We start from the raw sequence: 19,839 nt of genomic DNA on the forward strand, positions 1-19,839 counted from the left end.
AAGGAAATGATTTGATTGGACCCTCTGCCTGCATTATAAAATCACCCTCCTCACATAATTTGAGATCAATTCAATAGATAATATCGAAATGATGATCGTAATGACGACAAGACTGGCAATGTCATAACTCAAGTTTTTATAGTACAGATTAAACGTAAAACCAATGCCCGATCCTGTAAGCAGCCCGACCAATGTTGCATTCCTGATATTCGTTTCAATCATAAAAAGTACCCAGCTGATCATTTGCGGAATTGTTGAAGGAATCACAGACTGCGAAATGACGGTTAGATAACTTGCCCCGGTTGTCTGCAAAGCTTCTACGGAACTTGAACTCACTTCATCGATCGTTTCAATAAAAGCTCTTGTTAAAAAACCGAAAGATCCGAAAAACAAGGCAAAATAACCGGTCAAGGAACTTTGTCCAAATGAAAATAACAGTACTAACGCCCATATTGAGACATCAATATTTCTAAATAAAACGGCTATCCCTCGGCTAAAACCTCCGAAAAAGGCATTCACCCTTGTCGTATTGGAACCCAATATCGCAAATGCAAAGGCCAATATTCCCGCGAGTGTGGTGGCTGCAACGGATATTAAAAGTGTTTCTTTCAGCTTTATCAAAATGTCTGGCAGTTTGGTAAGGGAATCCTTTGTTGGATAAAAATTCGATAACGACCATTGTATGGCCTTAGGAACCGAAGTAACCCCTTTTGCGATGCTGAATTCTGTAATGATGATGGAAACAGCCGTCGCAGCCCCAATAAGCAAAAACACTAGTAGTGAATTTCTTCTTTTTCTTGCAAAAACATCAGCCGACATGGGAACCTCCCAAATCAAAAATGAACTTTCCTTCATCCGATCCATATATCTGATGGATATCATTTGAGGTTATATTTTGAGTTGTGCCATTGAAAACAACCTTGCCACCATTCACACCGATGATTCGATCCGAATATTTCAGGGCCACATCGACTTGATGCAGGTTGACAACAACTGTGATTCCCATGGAAGTGCAGATATTCCTTAAATGATCCATGATCACCTTGGAAGAATTCGGGTCAAGAGAGGCAATCGGTTCATCGCATAATAGCAATTTAGGATTTTGGATAAGTGCCCGCGCAATGCCAACCCGTTGCTTCTGTCCTCCGCTCAACTGATCGGACCTTTTATAGATTAGATCTTCCAGACCTAGAATTTGGAGCACTTTAGCAGCCTGAAGTTTCTCCTCTTCACTATAAAGCCCAAGGATTCCAGCCAGTGTAGATTTATAGCCTAATCGTCCATGGAGGGTATTTTCAATCACACTTAATCTATTTACAAGATTATAATGTTGAAAAACCATCCCTATTTTCCTGCGTACTTTCTTTAACTCCCTTTTATTCACCTTGTATACATGATCATTATCAAAAATGATTTCTCCGCTAGAAGCATCGATCATCCTGTTGATGCATCGAAGAAGAGTTGATTTCCCTGCTCCGGATGGCCCTATGATCGAAACGAACTCTCCTTCTTTCACAGTGAAGTCAATATTGGATAACGCCTTTGTACCATTTCCAAAATGTTTTGAGACATTTTTCACTTCCAATAATGTTTTCATGTATGATCCTCCTACATATTACTGCCGTTATTTAGATAATTCACGAATTGGATTGAACCAGTCATCCTCGACTTCTACCAATCTTTCTTTTCCGCTCACCCGTTTAAATAGCCCTGATAACTTAGAATCTTCCGGTACAAAAACTTTATCGTTATTTGCTATTTCATCAGACATCAACGTTTCAAGAATTTTTTCACGTGTTTCTTCACTGACTAATTCGGTGTTAACAACGAAAGGTGCATTCAAGACTGGAGTCACTGAAATGAGTGAGAATGTCTTACCCACAACTGTGTTGAAGGGTTCAGCTGCATCCTTCTTTACCTTATACACGGCACCTGCTTTATTCTCTTCCCCATCGGCCAGCTCCACATAATTATTGACACATGTGTCACAAAAAGCAGCCACTTCCGCTTTCCCTGTCAAAAGATTTACAGCCGAACCTTGGTGTGAACCGCCGTAAAGCACTTCACTGAAGAATTTATCTTTCCCGCCTTCCAATAAATCCTCGGCTTTTAATTCCTTAAACTTATCTTGCTGCGAGAAATAATCAACGATTCCTGTGGAAGGAACTTTGAAGCCTGATGTAGAGCTATTTGATACGAAAGAGAACTTTTTCCCTTGGATACCGTCTATCTTATATTCGCCGTTATTTTTATAGTCATCCGCATTTTGAACAGCCAGCCAGCTATTATAGACTGCATCATCCAACGTACCTGATTCACCGCTTGGAACAACCAGAGGTTGAACACTATCGTTTTTGTTGTTTGCTTCAATATATCCTTGTGCTCCCAGGAATGCTAAATCTGCGTTTCCATTAGCAATGGCCTCGATTGCAATGTTATAATCCGTAGTGGTCTTATGTTCGACTTTCTTTCCTGTGGCATCTTCTAAGATCTTCCCGATTTCATCGCGGGCTTCCCCTAAATCTTCCCCTGATTCATTTGGCAGCCATGCTACGGTCAATGTATCATCTTCATTTGCACCTGTTGAACTACTAGAAGAACAGCCTGTAAACACAAGTAAAATAACTAACATCAATATGGACATCATCGATTTTTTCACGTTAAATCTCCCCTCCAATTTAAAAGATCTTTTCTCATTTCAGTCACTTCACATATAACAATACCGGTACAATACTAACCTGTCGTTAAGGGGGCTGAATATTCAGTAAAATTTGTGTGAATTCATCATTAAATTTTTTGAATAGCTTGAGTAAAACATCCATTCTGCATGCTATATTCCTTTGTTACTAACCGATTCATGAACTCCAAGTCATGAAAAATGCCCAGCATTGTCGTTCCTTCGTTCATTAGCTGTTCAAGCAGGGTTTTCACCTTCACTTTAGAATCGTGGTCCAAACTTGCAGTCGGTTCATCCAACAGAAGGAGCCGCGGCCTTTTCACCATTGCTCTTGCAATATTTAACCTTAGCTTCTCTCCTCCTGAAAAAGTAGCAGGGTAACTGTCCCATAGCCCTTTTCCTATTTCAAAGTGATCGAGGATTTTTTCTGTTTCAATATTGGCCATTTCCCTGGTTTGTCCCATTTCAAGGATGGCCCCGGTAACGAGCTGCCTTGCTGTAGTTCTTGGCATGACATTTAAAAATTGGGATACATAGCCTATCTCATGCTTACGCAGGTAAATCATTTCCCTTTCTGTAGCTCTCGCTAGATTAATCGCACCATAGTGGGAAGAATCATACCAGATGTCTCCTTCTTGAACCCGATAGGTACCATAAATCGATTTTAGGATCGTTGATTTTCCGCTGCCGCTCTTGCCTGTAATGCCAATAAATTCGCCTTTTTTCACTGTGATCGTAATATTGCTGACCGCATGGATATTCTTGCGTTGATTATGTAAAATAAAAGACTTGGATAAATCATTGATCTCCAATATGTTCTCCACTTTGCCACCCGCTTTCTAAAATTTATATCCTGTAATTCGTTTTTTGAATCAATTTTCCATCTACAATCACAGTTGTTATTACAGGGAAATCACCAGAAATTTTTTCAATAATAAGTATGTCAGCCTTTTTCCCTTCACGAATCGATCCAATTTCGTCCTCCATCTTAACTGCCTTTGCGGGATTAATCGTAACTAGCTTGAACATATCGACAAGATCCATCCCATGGTTTTCGACTAATTCAAACATTGAATGCAGAAGGGCCGCAGGGTAATAATCACTGCATAATATGTCAATGCTTCCATCCTGAATGGCTTCAGAGGCACTTAAGTTCCCACTGTGAGAACCTCCTAAAAGCACATTTGGTGCACCGGCTATAGTATACATCCCCATATCATGGGCCTTGCGGGCAATCTCAAGTGTGATTGGAAATTCACTAATACTCGTTCCAAAGCTGTTAACCAATTCAAGCTTCTCTATTGAATCATCATCATGTGAGGCAACGGCAATATTGTTTTCCCTTGCCAGCAGTGCGATTTCCTTCATTCTTTCAATCGTCAGCTTTTCTTTCACTTGATGAGTCCGGATCATGACATCAATGGCTTCATCACTATAATCGTTATACCCTCGTAAAGTGTTTCGATAAATCTCTAGATGCCGATACTGCCCTTGTCCTGGAGTGTGGTCCATGAATGAGACCAGATGCACTTTCTTTTCCGAAACATATTCTCTTAGACTATCAATATCCTCCAAATTATCGATTTCATAACGGGCATGAAACCGATGACGTACTAGGTGCTTCATCTTATGTGTTTGATCAATCAAGTCAATAAGCTTCCTAACATTCTCCGGCTCCCGAATTGGCTTATATGCGTATTCAGTGGATTTATAGAGCGATAAAGAGTGGAACATGGTCGTGATTCCGTGCGTAATCAGTTCCTTTTCCGTTTCTCTTAAGCTCAAATTAAAATTCATTAAAGAAGTCGGGCGCGGCGCAGTCATATGTTCAATATAATCAGAATGGAGATCAATGAAACCAGGTGAAACATATCCGCCCATAGCATCCAGCACTTCCATCTCAGGACTTCTTTCGATTTCTCCCACAGGTGCAATCCGGCAAATTCTATCATCCTTAATTAAGAGATCATGGTCCATCAGGATCGAGTCTTCCGTTATTATTTTTCCATTTTTAATCAGCAACAATGTCTCTTCCCCCATTTTCGGTTTAGTTTCTTTTACAGCAGCGAGTGTACCAATTGCTGGGTATAAGGATGCTGTGGATCTTCGAGTATTTGATCTGTTAAACCTCGCTCGATTATTTTACCCTCCAGCATAACGAGCGTACGGTCTGCAAGCATTCGGATTACGCCCAAATCATGGGATACCAATACAATGCTAATATTCAAATCTCTTTGAAGACCTTTAATTAAATCCAATACACTTGCTTGAACTGATAAATCTAAACCCGTGGTGACCTCATCCAAAAGCAGTATGGGAGGATTGTTGGACAATGCTTTGGCTATCTGGACCCGTTGCTGCATTCCCCCTGAGAAATTCCTCGGGTCTTCTTTCATTCGATGAATGGGAATATTGACTGCCTCAAGGAGCTCGGCGCCTCTTGTTTCCATGCTGCCAACATGTCTGTTCCCAGCTGAAATCAACTTCTCGGCAATATTGCCTATCGAGGAGAAATCCATTTTCAACCCTAGAATCGGGTTTTGATAAACCTTCCCCATCAAGTGGTTTCGAACGAATCTTTTTTTCTGGGCAGACTCGAGGAATAAATTCTTTTTTCCATCCTCAAAGCCAGCCACAAACAGTTCTCCATCTGTTACTTCTTCGTCAAAATACAAACTTTTCATTAAAGTGGATTTACCGCTGCCGCTTTCCCCTACAATTCCGAGAACTTCACCGTGATACAAATCGAACGTCACATCTCTGCAGGCATATATCGTCCCGCATTCGTGGCAATAGTTTTTCGTCACTTTTCCTGATTTCATTTGCTTGCATGCCGAACATCCGTCACCATACTGTTTGTTCATTTGTTTAACCGATAATACGGGAACCTCAAGCACAGACATTTAATTCACTCCCAATGATTGTTTTTGATTGACCATTTCAAGGCAATTGCTTGTATCATTGCATTGGAAATACGTTTCACCTGATTCCTCATCAACAAGTTCATCCAAAAACACATCATTGGACCCGCAGAGAATGCAAGCATGATTTGCAAAGGACTCGATTTCAAATTCATAATCATCAAATGCCAAAGATGATACATTTGTATATGGGGGTACTGCATATACCTTTTTCTCTCTGCCTGCACCTAACAAAATGAGAGCTTCATTACCGTCCAGCTTGGCATTATCGAATCTTGGTATTGGACTTGGTGCCATGACATACCTGTCGTGAACCATCACCGGATGGTCTGCATCCGTCGCCATTATTCCGTACTTCATAATTTGTTCAAATAACATAAGCCATGCTCCGCTATACTCTCTCTCAGCATGCAGCTTTTTCGTTTCATGTTCGCTCGGCTCAAAATTCCTTAAAGGTTCCGGTAACGGAACTTGAAGAATTAAAATCTGGTCTCGTTGCAGTGGCACTTCCGGCACCCTATGTCTTGACTGGATTAAAGAGGCTTCTTTTGTGCTATCTGTTGTCCTTACCCCAGTGGTATCAGATACGAGTTTTTTTATGTTAACGGCATTAACGGATTCATCCGAGCCTTGGTCGATCACCTTAAGGACGTCATCCTTTCCGATCAATGACAATGTCAACTGCAAGCCGCCCGTGCCCCAACCTCTTCCAATCGGCATTTCCCTTGAAGCGAATGGGACTTGATAACCGGGAATGGCAATCGCCTTCAGTGTTGCCCTTCTTATTTCCCGTTTCGACCCTTCATCAAAGAATGCAAAATTATAAGTCTTATTCATGCAATCCAACCTCCTGCTCTGTGGTCTTATCTTTTGACTTCCGAATGCTATCAAGCTTGGATTGGAACGTAACGTAATGAGGCATCTTCAAATGGGAAATGAAACCCGTTGATTCCACTGAATCTATATGATAAAGAACGAATTCCTCGTTGTGACTTGGAAACTCCTTGTTTGGTTTTTCCAGGCAATTATCCAAGATGCCCATTGCGATTGCTTTCGTTTCATTTTGTCCCATGCACATGCCATAGCCAACTTCAAACTCTATTTCTTTTTTGCCTTGTTCTTTCTCTACCGTAAGCGGAATGAGCATCTCTACCTCGGTTGCTGTGAAGTCCCCAATATAATAGCTATCTTCCTCTTGCCCTTCGTCCAGCAGCGGGTGATCGAGATGGATGGGCAGCTGTCCTACGCGCAGCTCCCCTACTGTCGGGTGCAGTGCACCATATCCACGGATGACTGCATAAGCAAGTGATGTCACTGCACCGGTTTGGCCTCTTGTTAAAATTTGCAGGCGTTCACTCCGCATTGAAGGAAACTCCAGACTTTTCCTTGTCACATCCCCAGGCTGCAAATCATTGTTTTCACAGCTTGCTAATAAGCCTTCACTTCTTAAGTAGTCCAAAACTTTAGGCAGGGAGTTTAAATCAGCCATATCGTTCTGATATTCTGTTGAATGATCTTGCTCTTGAAAAGCCCGTAACCAATCTTGAATGCTTATATCCGATTCATTTTCCAGCTCCGAATCTAGTAACCGATGCGTATAATCGGTCGTGGCACCTAAAATCTGTCCGCCAGGTACATCCTTAAAACTCGCTGAAATCCGCCGTTCCACTTTCATATTTTCAGAACTGATCACCCGTGAAACATGTTTTCGCGGCAATGTGGATCGATAGGCTCTCAAGAGGAAAACAGCTTCTTCCGGATTGCCTTCAGCCTGTTTAATGGCAAGTGCAGCCAGTGATTGATCATACAAACTGCTTTCTGACATAACCTGATCAATCAATCCTCTCATCCCGGCTTCTATCTTATGCAGCTCTATAGCCGTCCCTTTTTTGACCCGTTCATACTTTAAGCGTTTGATGGATTCCTCAATCGCCTTTGTTCCGCCCTTCACTGCAACATATCCCATATAATCTCACCCCCATTTTCTTTGATTTGAGTCGTTCTCGGTAAAGCTATTAAACGATCTTGTTGATCAACAAAATACATATCGATTCCTAACGGGAATTCTATGTTTTTTTCGTTCCTTGCACCAAGCCAGGCGGAGACATTCGGGAGGCTTATGAAAGATTCCTCTTGAATTCCCGGTCCAGAAAGGATCATTGAGTCCCCTTTCGTCACATCCGATACTTCTAGAATGATCATCGCCGATTCATGAGGGTTCAATAGATTTCCTACCTTTGCTTTATTCAGTGCTTCCTTCATTTGCTCGTCGGAGGCATCATGTAAAATAAAGATAAAATCCGCTTCCGGCAAATCGACAGGCTTTGAATAAGTAAGCTGATTAATCATTCTTGACACCGCCTCCTCCTCCTTTGCAATGACCTTAAAAGTCACTTCAGGGTCAAGTACAGTAAGTGCAAGCAGGATAGTAGAAGATAAGCATTCCATTTGAACATCCAATGTCTTGGCTTCCCTATCCAAAACCATTAAAGTTCCAGGTCTTGAAGTCGCCGTTACAAGCTTTCTATAAACAGTTTGTATATCATGAACTACATCCAAATTCATTGCTTTCCCCCCTCTTATTGAACATCCATTGTTTCAAAATTAACCTTGGTTCTTAAGATTGATCGATTCAGCTCTTGAAGATTTTTCTGTATATTCTTCTTCTCATTTTCTAAAACATGTGACCATAATCTTGTTTCGCCAAGGTCAGCCTCATAAGCGGCATCAATGATCGCTAAACTATGCGCCAGTTCTTCCCGATGTCCCTTAACGATACCAATCCCGATTGAATCCTGGATTTGTACCGTGCATTCAGTCACCAGCATTTCCCCTAGATAAAACAAGCTCTTTTTTGCCGTTTCCCTTGTCTTTAGCAACACGAGGGCACTCTCTGGCTTTTGAATGACGGTAACTTTATATTTCATTGCTATTTCCTTGGCAAATTCCTTCGCAATGTCCTCAGAGCCTTGAATCAAAATCTCGGTTCTTTCCCTTCTTCTCATTCCAATGGCCTCCAAATGTTTTAGTTTCAAGCTAACATCTTCACTGTATCTTGTTGCCAAGTGAACGTACGTTAAGAAAGAGTAAATCTTTGTATGAAATTTGTTAAAGCCGGGCCTGCACTATTCAAATTTCGTGCTTCACACGTGAATTCGGAGCATTTACTCGTGAGTTCCGTACCTTTACTCGTGAATTCGGGACATTTACTCGTGAGTTTCGTACTTTTACTCGTGAATTCAGGGCATTTACTAGTGAATTCGACCGATATCTAGAATGGAAGTTTTTATATAACATATGTGAAACAATTGCTCCGATAGATTATGTTCGTGTGCTCAAGGACTTGATTGCTCCGCTTATCCCGGCATAATGATTCCACTTCCAAAAGTGGAATTAAACTTGAACACTGCAAAATATCCCGTTCGAATAGTGTGGGAAAAATCACATTCAGCGTGCTCCTGCTGGATCCGAATTCTACAAAGCCACGCTGCCGATAATATTGAAACATGGAGGTTATATCCGGACCGTCCTTTTCTATTTCAGGAAATGTTGATTTTGCTACAAAAGATGTATGAAGAGCAATCGGGAAATCGTCCATTAACCTAAGCCTGCCAATTTTAAAGACCTTGTCATCACTTTCCACCCCAAGGCTTTGAAAGATCTTCTGATCATAAAAAATTTCTTCGCAAAAAATAGTACTCGTTTGAAAGGAAAACTGAAATTCTTTCATTTTCTCGGTGAAACTAACATCTCCGGATAGAATTAACGGAATTTGTTTTTTTGTTTCCTGGACATAACTTCCCTTACCTTGCTTTGAATAGATAAAGCCTAAATCTTGAAGCTGCTCATATGCCTTCCTGACAACCATTCTTGGTACATTAAATTGATCGGCGAGTATATGCTCTGAAGGTAACTTTTTATCCAATTGAAAGGTCCCACTCTTAATTTCAGATATCAAATGATCCACTAAAAAGTTTTTTTCCGCCAACAGAAATCCCCCTTTACATATTCGATCTGCATAATACCCATTTTTCCTTGTTAATGTCAGTGTAATGAGAAAATATGAAGCTACCATGATTTTCTTGTAAAAAAAAAGTCCTGGTCAATTACCAGAACAAAAGAAATACTTATCATATGAATCTTTTCAATACATCCTCCTGCATTGTTCAGTCTTTCAAATGGCTTATCCAGCATATTTAGCAGGCCGCTTTCACAGCAAGATTCCTGGTTTAATGAACATCATTTAATGGCCATGCTTTTTTTCCTTAATTTCAAAGCATCCACACATTCCCTTCCTGGGCTCATACTGCCAAGACGAATCGACTTCTCCCCATAATCCCCATGAAAATCCGAACCACCTGTCTTAATGAGATTATATTGATCTGCATATGAAATCGCTCTTTCCTCTTCTGCATGCCCATGATGAGGGTGAAGAACTTCAATCCCTTCAAGCCCTGCTTCTACAAGCTCAGGAATAATTTCGAAGCTCCCGTATTGACCAGGGTGAGCAAGGACCGGCACGCCTCCGGCAGCACGAATCGCCTTTACAGCAAGAATGGCATCCACATACTCCATAGGAATGAAGGCAATGCCTGGCTCTTCTCTATTTTGGCCGCGACTGAAGATCTTCTTATACAAATCTCCATAGATGGAATCCGTATACCCCGATTCCCGCAGCGCTAGCATAATATGCTGTTTATAAACACCGGTTCCTCCCCTGAATTTAGTAACCTGATCCCAAGTTATTCGATAGCCTGCATTGATTAGTCGTTCCACCATTTTTTCAGAAGCTGCATTCCTTTTTTCAATCAATGGACTACAAAGCTCCTCAAGTGCCTTATGACCAGGCTCAACAAAATAGCCCAAAATATGTACACGCCTGCCTCTTGCAAAGTCATAACCAGAAACTTCTATACCAGGGATGATTTCAATTCCTATTTCCTTTCCCCGTTCCACCATCTCTTGCAATCTTATCGTTGTATCATGATTTGTAATTGCTAAATGACCAATGCTCTCCCTTTTTGCCACCTCCAATAGTTCTTCAAAAGAACTGGAACCATCTGAAATGTTCGTATGACAATGCAATTCAACCTTCATGCCAATCCCCCCATTCTTTTTTGTTGCCCATTATCATTTTAACTTAGTGCCATGTCGGTCTCGTTAAGAAGATGTAAAAAAACGTAAAGGTGTAAACGTCATACAAATTGGTGAAAATACTTAAGTATTTCAGGCTGTAGACAAAAAAATCCAGTTGATTTCAGAAATCCGCTCCCTTACCGCCGACTGTCTGCCAAGCCGCATCAAAGTAAACGTCTCCGGGGTCTCGGCTAGCCAGTTATTCGGCAGGAGTGTCGCGAATTTCTTCCATCCATTAAGGAGTACAGGAAAAAAACATGAAGGATAAACTAGTCTTAAACATGGTTTAGATGAGCCCGGCCTGCAGTTTTTTCTTTTAAAAATTCCAGTTGATTTCAGAAATCCGCTCCCTTTCCGCCGACTGTCTGCCAAGCCTCCTCGACGCAAGCGTCTGTGGGGTCTCGGCTAGCCAGTTATTCGGCAGGAGTGTCGCAAATTTCTTCCATCCATTAAGGAGTACAGGAAAAAAACATGAAAGATAAACTAGTCTTAAACATGGTTTAGATGAGCCCGGCCTGCAGTTTTTTCTTTTAAAACACAAAGTTGATTGGAACGTAAGGCGCGAGACTCCTGCGGGAAAAGCGTGGCATGGGAGACCCCGCAGGCGCGCGCCGAGGAGGCTCCCGCCCGCCCGCGGAAAGCGAGTGCCTGAAGTGGAAATCAACGTTCCCATTTTACAAACCCAAAAAAAACTTTTGGCAAACAAATATTATCTAGTTTGTAGACAAAGAAGACCTATCTTTTTACACAAAGTTGATTGGAACGGAAGGCGCGAGACTCCTGCGGGAAAAGCGTGGCATGGGAGACCCCGCAGGCGCGCGCCGAGGAGGCTCCTTCCCGCCCGCGGAAAGCGAGTGCCTGGAGTGGAAATCAACGTTCCCATTTTACAAACCCCAAAAAAACTTTTGGCAAACAAATATTATCTAGTTTGTAGACAAAGAAGACCTATCTTTTTACACAAAGTTGATTGGAACGTAAGGCGCGAGACTCCTGCGGGAAAAGCGTGGCATGGGAGACCCCGCAGGCGCGCGCCGAGGAGGCTCCCGCCCGCCCGCGGAAAGCGAGTGCCTGGAGTGGAAATCAACGTTCCCATTTTACAAACCCACAAAAAAATGTTGGCAAACAAATATTATCCAGTTTGTAGACAAAGAAGACCTATCTTTTTACACAAAGTTGATTGGAACGTAAGGCGCGAGACTCCTGCGGGAAAAGCGTGGCATGGGAGACCCCGCAGGCGCGCGCCGAGGAGGCTCCCGCCCGCCCGCGGAAAGCGAGTGCCTGAAGTGGAAATCAACGTTCCCATTTTACAAACCCACAAAAAAATGTTGGCAAACAAATATTATCTAGTTTGTAGACAAAAGGGTTCTAAATAAAACAAAGTTAATTGGAACGGTAGGCACGAGACTCCTGCGGGAAAAGCGTGGCATGGGAGACCCAGCAGGCGCGCCGAGGAGACTCCCGACCGCGGAAAGCGAGTGCCGGAGTGGAAATCATTTTCGTTGTCTATTTCGCTTCCTATCCTGTTACGGATTTTCCATCTAGCTGAAATAAAATCAAAATAAAACCAATAAAAATTTTGACTTACTGTCAAAAATGATGTACATTACCTAATGGGCGAACAATTTTTATTAAAAAAGACAAAAATATTCGTATATAGAGGTGCATAACATGGAAAACGTGTTTGATTATGAAGATATTCAATTAATTCCTGCAAAATGTGTAGTAAATAGCCGTTCTGAGTGTGATACATCCGTTACTCTAGGTAAACATACATTCAAGTTACCTGTAGTACCTGCCAATATGCAAACGATCATTGATGAAAAGATTGCCATTTACTTGGCTGAAAACGGTTACTTTTATGTAATGCATCGTTTTGAGCCAGAAAAACGACTGACTTTCATTAAAGACATGCATTCAAGAGAATTGATCGCTTCAATCAGTGTCGGCGTTAAAGAAGAAGAATACGGATTCATCGAACAATTATCGAATGACAACATTGTGCCTGAATACATTACGATAGATATTGCACACGGACATTCCAATGCCGTGATAAAGATGATACAGCATATTAAAAAACATTTACCTGAAAGTTTTGTCATTGCAGGAAATGTGGGAACTCCTGAAGCGGTACGTGAATTGGAACATGCCGGTGCAGATGCTACAAAGGTGGGCATTGGACCAGGGAAAGTATGCATCACTAAAATCAAGACTGGATTTGGAACAGGCGGCTGGCAATTAGCTGCACTTCGCTGGTGTGCAAAAGCGGCAAGCAAGCCAATCATTGCTGACGGCGGCATTCGCACAAACGGTGATATTGCCAAATCAGTTAGATTTGGAGCTTCGATGGTCATGATCGGATCACTATTTGCCGGACATGAAGAATCTCCAGGTCAAACGATCGAGAAAGATGGAAAAGCCTTTAAAGAATACTTTGGTTCAGCTTCTGAATTCCAAAAAGGTGAAAAGAAAAACGTTGAAGGCAAAAAGATGTTTGTCGAGCACAAAGGATCTTTGGAAGATACGTTGAAGGAAATGGAACAAGATCTTCAGTCTTCCATTTCATATGCAGGCGGAACCAAGTTGGAAGCCATCAGGAACGTGGATTATGTGGTCGTAAAGAATTCAATCTTTAACGGTGACAAAGTTTATTAAGAAGGAACGTAATAAAGAACGGCCTAATCAATGGATTAGGCCGTTTTTTATCATTATACCTTTTTAACAAATTGGGATTTTAATTTCATTGCACCAAAACCATCAATCTTGCAATCAATATCATGATCTCCATCAACTAGACGGATGCTTTTGACTTTAGTGCCCATTTTTAAGACGGATGAGCTCCCTTTCACTTTAAGGTCCTTGATTACCGTAACGGTATCACCATCATTCAAGGTATTTCCATTAGCATCTTTGATAACCTTCTTTTGATCACCATTTTCGTTTTCCGCTTCCATCGTCCACTCATGGGCGCATTCCGGGCAAACAAAAAGACTTCCGTCTTCGTATGTATATTCTGAATCACATGCAGGGCAATTAGGAAAATCAGGCATAAATTCACTTCCTCCATTCATTATGCCAATTTTAATATAATAATGGTTTACACACAACCAGTAGTCTATTACCTCCCCTCCTCTAGAACCTATAAAGGTTTTACTATATACTTTTAAGAAAAAGCTGGAAAGTGCGGTGAACCCATTGTTTAAACTTCTTTTGATAGAAGATGATACGACGTTATTCAATGAAATTAAAGATAGATTGGCGCAATGGTCTTATGATATTTACGGAATCGGCGATTTTAGTAAAGTGGTTCAGGAATTCACGGACATAAAACCTGATTTGGTCATCATTGACATACAGTTGCCGAAGTTTGATGGATTTCATTGGTGCAGAATGATCCGGGCCCATTCCAATGTTCCCATCATCTTTTTATCATCACGCGATCATCCAACCGACATGGTGATGTCCATGCAGCTTGGAGCCGATGATTTTATCCAGAAGCCTTTTCATTTCGATGTACTCATCGCGAAGATACAGGCCACACTTCGCCGTGTCTATAATTACAATACCGAAAAGATCGAGTTGAAAACCTGGTGCGGCGCAACTGTGGATTATGAGAAGAACACGGTATCGGCCGAGACGGGCACAATCGAATTGACGAAAAATGAAATTTTCATTTTGAAAAAGCTCATTGAACAGAAAAACAAGATCGTAAGCCGCGAAGAATTAATCAACAGCTTATGGGATGACAAACGTTTCATAAGCGATAACACCCTTACAGTGAATGTGAACCGTTTACGAAAGAGGTTGGATGAACTGGGCTTAGGGCATTTTATCGAAACGAAGGTCGGACAGGGCTATATCGCCGTGGAAGAGGCAAATGCATGATCAGAAAATATCTCGTGGAAAGGTTCAGCTGGATCACATTCTACATACTTCTTCATCTATTCATTATCTTTGTCGCCTATCTTGATTCAGCCATTCCGTTAAGGCCAATACTGTATATTGTTTTTTTATCGTTGCTCATATTCAGTATGTTTCTGATATTCCGCTATAAAAAAGAAACATTTTTTTATAAAAGTTTAGAAGCGCGGGAAGACAACCTGGATATTACGAATATAGCCGAACCAGAAAGCCCTTTCGAAAAAATCATAGAAAACAGCATCATTAACCAAACCGAAATATTGAAGCAATCCGCAGCAATCGGCCGAATGACTTTAGAGCAGGAGAAGGATGAATTATTATCTTGGATTCATGAAGTGAAGACACCATTGACGGCGATGCATTTAATGATTGACCGCTTGGATGATGAATTGCTGAAATCACACTTGACTTATGAGTGGCTGCGCATTCATCTTCTTCTTGATCAGCAGCTCCATCAAAGGCGCATGCCTTTTATCGAAAATGATTTGTATATAGAGAAAAACGATTTGGAAACAATAATCTTTGATGAGATTAAAACGCTGCGATCATGGTGCATTCAAAAAGGGATTGGCTTCGACATCCAATTGGACGTAACCGAAGTGCTTAGTGATGCCAAATGGCTGGCCTTCATCATGAGGCAGCTCTTGACCAACTCCATTAAATACAGTGAAAACTCAGATATCACGATTTATAGCCATGAGCGAGCCGGACAAACGGTTCTTGAAGTGCAGGATTCCGGACGGGGCATTGACCCAAAGGATTTATCCCGCATATTTGATAAAGGATTTACATCCACGACCAACCATCGTGACAATGCGGCAACCGGCATGGGGTTATATTTAACCAAGAATGCGGCAGAGTCCCTATTCATCTCCATTGATGTGAAATCAGAGCTTGGAACCGGGACGACCGTTACCTTGACCTTCCCAAAAAGAAATGATTTCGTGAATATCACAAGCATGTGACAAAAGTGTCACATGCTTTTATTCTTTGTTCGTCCAAACGAAGGAAAAGAAATACATGGCCTTTTATAATGAGGATATAGAAAAAAAGGAGTGTATCCAAAATGAATATATTAGAAGCGAAAAAAATCCATAAAAGCTATGGTAATAAATTCAATAAACAAGAAGTATTAAAGGGTCTTGATATAAGCATACAAGAAGGTGAATTCGTAAGTATCATGGGTGCTTCCGGTTCAGGAAAAACGACTTTGCTGAATGTCCTTTCCTCGATCGATAAAATCAGCAACGGCACCATTACGATCGATGGTAAAGAGATTTCAGGGATGAAAGAAAAGAATTTGGCCGAATTCCGTAAGAACCACTTGGGCTTCATCTTCCAGGAATATAACCTATTGGACACACTGACTGTCAAAGAAAATATCCTTTTGCCCTTATCCATTACAAAAACGCCCGCTAATGAAGCGGCACAAAAGTTTGATAGCGTGGCGAAGGAACTGGGCATATATGAAGTGAAGGATAAATACCCAAATGAAATTTCCGGTGGTCAAAAACAGCGTACTTCTGCAGCACGGGCTTTCATCCATGATCCAAGCATCATATTTGCGGATGAACCGACTGGGGCGCTTGATTCAAAATCAGCTTCCGATTTACTGAACAAACTGAGCGAAATGAATAAAAAGCACAAAGCGACCATCATCATGGTAACCCATGATCCCGTGGCCGCCAGTTATTGCAGCCGAGTCATTTTCATTAAAGATGGACAAATCTATACACAATTGAATAAAGGTGAAGAATCCAGACAAACCTTCTTCAAGGACATCATGAAAACACAAGGTGTATTGGGAGGGGTTCAAAATGAGCATTAATCAACTCATCTTGCGAAATCTGAAGAAGAATCTGAAGAACTATTATCTGTATGTGTTTGCCCTGGTCTTCAGCGCTTCCCTTTACTTTGCTTTTGTCACCTTGCAATATGACCCATCGCTGGATGAAGCGGAGGGTACGGTGAAAGGGGCCGCCTCCATCAAGGCTGCATCAATCCTGCTTGTTGCGATTGTTTCCATATTCCTTTTATATGCCAATAGCATTTTCATAAAAAGACGCAGTAAAGAAATTGGCTTATTCCAATTGATAGGCATGACGAAGAACAGGATATTCCGTATTCTGAGTGTAGAAAACCTGATCCTGTATTTCTGTTCCGTATTCCTGGGAATCTTTGTAGGGTTTGCCGCTTCAAAATTGATCATCATGATACTATTTAAAATAATGGGTGTCGAGGCAATCGCGACTCTTAAATTCTCTTTTCAGCCGCTAGTGCAAACCGTGCTCGTTTTTAGCGCCATCTATCTTTTAATCATGTTGATGAATTATGCCTTCATTAAGAGGCAAACGATTCTATCATTATTTAGAGTGACTTCAATGACGGAAGGAAAAGTGAAAAAGGTTTCGATGTTCGAAATGATCATCGGGATATTCGGGATCATCCTGATCATTGCTGGCTATGTCGTTTCATCCAAATTATTCGATGGAGCTTTTACAGAGATGACTGAGCTTTTTATGGCCATGATCTTCATTCTGGCAACTGTCATCATCGGTACCTACCTATTCTATAAAGGATCTGTAAGCTTCATCTTTAATATCATCCGTAAAAAGAAAAATGGCTATTTGAACATCAATGAAGTATTGTCCCTTTCATCCATCATGTTCCGGATGAAATCGAATGCGATATTATTGACGATCATCACGACCGTTTCCGCACTAGCGATTGGATTATTATCATTAAGCTATATCTCCTACTACTCAGCGGAGAAAATGGCACAAAGCAGTATCCCCACCGATTTTTCGATGACGGATAAGGGAGATGCGGATACATTCAAAGAAGCTTTATCAGACAGTAAAATTGATTATGACGAAAAGGTGATCGATGTCATTCAAGTGGATGTCAATGTAAAGGAAATAATGGAAACGAGCCTCGAAGGAATGAACTTCGATCCGGACATCATGACCGTTCCCGTCATCAGTGATGAATCCGTTAAAGGAATCAACCTCGCTGAAGATGAGACCCTTTTCAGCGGATACAGTAGTATGATGGAGAAGGTCATATCCTTAAAGGATTCCGGAAAGATTGAACTGAAGGGCAAAAATGAAGTGATTCCACAAACATATATGGGTTTGAATGATGATACCTTCCTGTCCTATTACTTCACGAGTGGCGGATTGCCCGTTGCCATTGTAGACCAAACGATATTCGACCGTTTGAAAAAGGATGTCGACCCGAAAATCCAAAAAGTATCATCCGTTAATATCGGCATTGATGTGAAGGATGAAGCTGAACTTGAAAAAGCGAATGATCTATTCAGTAAAATGAATTTTAAAGAAGAACATGTAAATGATTCCCAATTAGAAAATTTCACCAACCAGAAGAAGAATATGGGGCTTATGATGTTCATCGTCGGCTTCTTGGGATTAACTTTCCTCATCACATCCGGATGCATCCTTTATTTCAAGCAAATGGATGAAAGTGAAGGGGAAAAATCCAATTATACGATTTTAAGAAAACTGGGATTCACGCGTGGTGACTTACTAAGAGGAATCCAAGCAAAACAAGTTTTCAATTTCGGCATTCCTTTAGTCGTCGGGCTGCTTCACAGTTATTTCGCAGTCCAATCAGGATGGTTCTTTTTCGGGACCGAAGTTTGGACACCGATGATCATCGTCATGGCATTATACACGGCATTGTATTCGATCTTCGGGATCCTATCCGTATTTCATTACAAGAAGGTCATCAAAGAATCTCTATAATTTCGAAGATACTAAAAGCTCCAGGGCCAATGAGGCCCTGGAGCTTTTTTCCGTTTCCCTTTAAAGTACCCCAGCCGGTTTCATCATTTCCTTGATCAATTCCCTATTGCGCTTTTTAAAGATTTCATTATGGGAAGAAACCATTCCTACTCCGTGAGCGTCAGGCTGGATATATTGTTTTGCCTTGTTTACGGCATTTGCTGCATCTTGAAAAGTGCCTGCTATCAGGTTCAATTTACCTTCATGCTTTAAGATATCACCGGCAGCGTATATTCCATCCATCGAGGATTGACTTGCAGAAGTACCTTCAATATAATAATTGTCGGCAATGGCAATGTCCACTTTACTATTTCGAAGCAGCGATGTATCACGCTCATAACCATGATTGATGATGACCTCATCGATCGGTAAGTAAGAAACCTCTCCCGTTGCTTGATTCGTCAGTTCAACATGTTCAATTGATTCATGATCATCGCAGGCGATCAATTTTGTAATCGTCGTATTCAAGAAACAAACAGCAGAGCTTTCCATCAATTGCTTTGCTTGTGATTCATGTCCTGCTAAACTATCTTTCCTGTATGTCAGATACACCTTTTTGGCGATGGGCTCCAATTCATTTGCCCAGTCTATTGCAGAATTCCCGCCGCCTGAAATGATCACCGTCTTATCCTTGAAACGATTGAAGGACTTAACAGTATAGTTTAAATTGGAGACTTCAAACCTTTCTGCTCCGTCTATTTCCAACTTTTGCGGATTCAGGATTCCCCCGCCAACCGCGACAATGATCGTCTTGGAATAGTGCGTTTGACCTGAAGCCGTATGTAAAACGAAGATCCCCTCTTCATTACGTGTGATTGATTCCACTTTTTCATTCAAGACAACTGTTGGATTGAATGTTAAACCTTGCTCCACTAGCTGCTCAATTAATTTTTCCCCAGTAGTGGGTGTCAGCCCTCCAACATCCCAAATCATTTTCTCCGGATAGACATGAATTTTCCCGCCTAGCCGTGGCTGGTATTCAATCAGTTTAACTTTCATTTCTCTAAGTCCGCTATAAAAAGTGGAGTAAAGGCCTGCTGGCCCTCCTCCAATAACCGTTACATCAAATAAATCTTGCTGTTCCATTTCCGTCCACTCCCCGGTAATCAAGTGTGATTGATTATCATTCTCATTTAATCGTACACCCTTTTCTCACTTTTTACAATATGGATTTATTAAAAAACTCTGTTCATTTTAAAAATCAACAGAGTTTTTTATTTCCAATCACTATAACTTACCATTCATTAAGTGCGTATGAATGATAAACTGAATATTGGAGTACGGGTATGGACATTGATGAATATTATTCCTAAATTACTTTTATCCTCTGTCTTAACCTAATTATTGATAGTATTAATAAGGGAAATAAAACTTGCAAGTGATG

19 protein-coding genes are annotated in these 19,839 nt (G+C 41.2%); 5 read left to right on the plus strand and 14 right to left on the minus strand.

Going from position 1 to position 19,839, the window contains the following annotated elements:
* Positions 1 to 33: 33 nt before the first annotated feature.
* The 12 genes from ABC374_RS18375 to ABC374_RS18430 form a co-directional block, all read right to left on the minus strand.
* Complete coding sequence (locus tag ABC374_RS18375; protein ID WP_413019346.1) at positions 34 to 819, minus strand: PhnE/PtxC family ABC transporter permease; 786 nt, start codon at positions 817 to 819, stop codon at positions 34 to 36.
* Entirely contained in the window at positions 809 to 1,597 is a 789-nt protein-coding gene (gene phnC, locus ABC374_RS18380) for a phosphonate ABC transporter ATP-binding protein (RefSeq protein ID WP_413019348.1), read from the minus strand. The genes ABC374_RS18375 and phnC overlap by 11 nt, the downstream gene beginning before the upstream one ends.
* Positions 1,598 to 1,624: 27 nt before the next feature.
* Positions 1,625 to 2,659, minus strand: a complete 1,035-nt coding sequence (gene phnD / locus ABC374_RS18385) for a phosphate/phosphite/phosphonate ABC transporter substrate-binding protein (protein WP_413019349.1) — start codon at positions 2,657 to 2,659, stop codon at positions 1,625 to 1,627.
* Between the two features lie 128 nt (positions 2,660 to 2,787).
* Positions 2,788 to 3,501, minus strand: a complete 714-nt coding sequence (locus ABC374_RS18390) for a phosphonate C-P lyase system protein PhnL (RefSeq protein ID WP_413019351.1) — start codon at positions 3,499 to 3,501, stop codon at positions 2,788 to 2,790.
* Between the two features lie 22 nt (positions 3,502 to 3,523).
* On the minus strand, positions 3,524 to 4,702 hold the full coding sequence (gene phnM, locus ABC374_RS18395) for a phosphonate metabolism protein PhnM (RefSeq protein WP_350299769.1): 1,179 nt from the start codon (positions 4,700 to 4,702) through the stop codon (positions 3,524 to 3,526).
* 32 nt (positions 4,703 to 4,734) lie between these two features.
* Positions 4,735 to 5,580 carry an ATP-binding cassette domain-containing protein gene (locus tag ABC374_RS18400; RefSeq protein ID WP_350299770.1) on the minus strand — a complete coding sequence of 282 codons (846 nt, stop codon included), beginning with the start codon at positions 5,578 to 5,580 and terminating at the stop codon, positions 4,735 to 4,737.
* A complete protein-coding gene (locus ABC374_RS18405) occupies positions 5,581 to 6,435 on the minus strand; it encodes an alpha-D-ribose 1-methylphosphonate 5-phosphate C-P-lyase PhnJ (RefSeq protein WP_413019353.1) in 855 nt (284 codons plus the stop codon). It abuts the gene before it with no gap.
* Positions 6,428 to 7,564: a carbon-phosphorus lyase complex subunit PhnI gene (locus ABC374_RS18410; RefSeq protein WP_413019354.1), complete on the minus strand. Its 1,137-nt coding sequence runs from the start codon at positions 7,562 to 7,564 to the stop codon at positions 6,428 to 6,430. The genes ABC374_RS18405 and ABC374_RS18410 overlap by 8 nt, the downstream gene beginning before the upstream one ends.
* Complete coding sequence (gene phnH, locus ABC374_RS18415) at positions 7,546 to 8,163, minus strand: phosphonate C-P lyase system protein PhnH (protein WP_413019355.1); 618 nt, start codon at positions 8,161 to 8,163, stop codon at positions 7,546 to 7,548. The genes ABC374_RS18410 and phnH overlap by 19 nt, the downstream gene beginning before the upstream one ends.
* Before the next feature lie 14 nt (positions 8,164 to 8,177).
* Positions 8,178 to 8,603 (minus strand): phosphonate C-P lyase system protein PhnG, encoded by a 426-nt coding sequence (gene phnG / locus ABC374_RS18420; protein ID WP_350299774.1) that lies wholly within the window; start codon positions 8,601 to 8,603, stop codon positions 8,178 to 8,180.
* Positions 8,604 to 8,884: 281 nt separating this feature from the next.
* Positions 8,885 to 9,586, minus strand: coding sequence for a GntR family transcriptional regulator (locus ABC374_RS18425; RefSeq protein WP_413019356.1), 702 nt, complete (start codon positions 9,584 to 9,586; stop codon positions 8,885 to 8,887).
* Between the two features lie 251 nt (positions 9,587 to 9,837).
* A complete protein-coding gene (locus tag ABC374_RS18430; protein ID WP_413019357.1) occupies positions 9,838 to 10,695 on the minus strand; it encodes a PHP domain-containing protein in 858 nt (285 codons plus the stop codon).
* Between the two features lie 1,707 nt (positions 10,696 to 12,402).
* On the opposite strand from ABC374_RS18430, the gene guaC reads away from it, so the two are divergent.
* On the plus strand, positions 12,403 to 13,386 hold the full coding sequence (gene guaC / locus ABC374_RS18435) for a GMP reductase (protein WP_034309334.1): 984 nt from the start codon (positions 12,403 to 12,405) through the stop codon (positions 13,384 to 13,386).
* Positions 13,387 to 13,439: 53 nt separating this feature from the next.
* Here the strand turns inward: guaC and ABC374_RS18440 are convergent, their stop codons facing one another.
* Entirely contained in the window at positions 13,440 to 13,781 is a 342-nt protein-coding gene (locus tag ABC374_RS18440) for a zinc ribbon domain-containing protein YjdM (RefSeq protein ID WP_350299778.1), read from the minus strand.
* 145 nt (positions 13,782 to 13,926) lie between these two features.
* Here ABC374_RS18440 and ABC374_RS18445 point away from each other — a divergent pair, with 145 nt between their 5' ends.
* The 4 genes from ABC374_RS18445 (at position 13,927) to ABC374_RS18460 (ending at position 18,416) form a co-directional block, all read left to right on the plus strand.
* On the plus strand, positions 13,927 to 14,616 hold the full coding sequence (locus ABC374_RS18445) for a response regulator transcription factor (protein WP_054400643.1): 690 nt from the start codon (positions 13,927 to 13,929) through the stop codon (positions 14,614 to 14,616).
* Positions 14,613 to 15,617, plus strand: a complete 1,005-nt coding sequence (locus ABC374_RS18450) for a sensor histidine kinase (protein ID WP_413019358.1) — start codon at positions 14,613 to 14,615, stop codon at positions 15,615 to 15,617. The genes ABC374_RS18445 and ABC374_RS18450 overlap by 4 nt, the downstream gene beginning before the upstream one ends.
* Positions 15,618 to 15,718: 101 nt before the next feature.
* Positions 15,719 to 16,480 (plus strand): ABC transporter ATP-binding protein, encoded by a 762-nt coding sequence (locus ABC374_RS18455; RefSeq protein ID WP_413019359.1) that lies wholly within the window; start codon positions 15,719 to 15,721, stop codon positions 16,478 to 16,480.
* Positions 16,470 to 18,416 carry an FtsX-like permease family protein gene (locus ABC374_RS18460; RefSeq protein ID WP_413019360.1) on the plus strand — a complete coding sequence of 649 codons (1,947 nt, stop codon included), beginning with the start codon at positions 16,470 to 16,472 and terminating at the stop codon, positions 18,414 to 18,416. The genes ABC374_RS18455 and ABC374_RS18460 overlap by 11 nt, the downstream gene beginning before the upstream one ends.
* Positions 18,417 to 18,476: 60 nt before the next feature.
* Here the strand turns inward: ABC374_RS18460 and ABC374_RS18465 are convergent, their stop codons facing one another.
* The gene (locus ABC374_RS18465; protein ID WP_350299781.1) at positions 18,477 to 19,541 is read right to left on the minus strand and encodes an NAD(P)/FAD-dependent oxidoreductase; all 1,065 of its coding nucleotides are present in this window, start codon (positions 19,539 to 19,541) and stop codon (positions 18,477 to 18,479) included.
* Positions 19,542 to 19,839: the final 298 nt, after the last annotated feature.

It is taken from the genome of Peribacillus phoenicis (genome assembly GCF_047238085.1).
GTDB lineage: Bacteria > Bacillota > Bacilli > Bacillales > DSM-1321 > Peribacillus.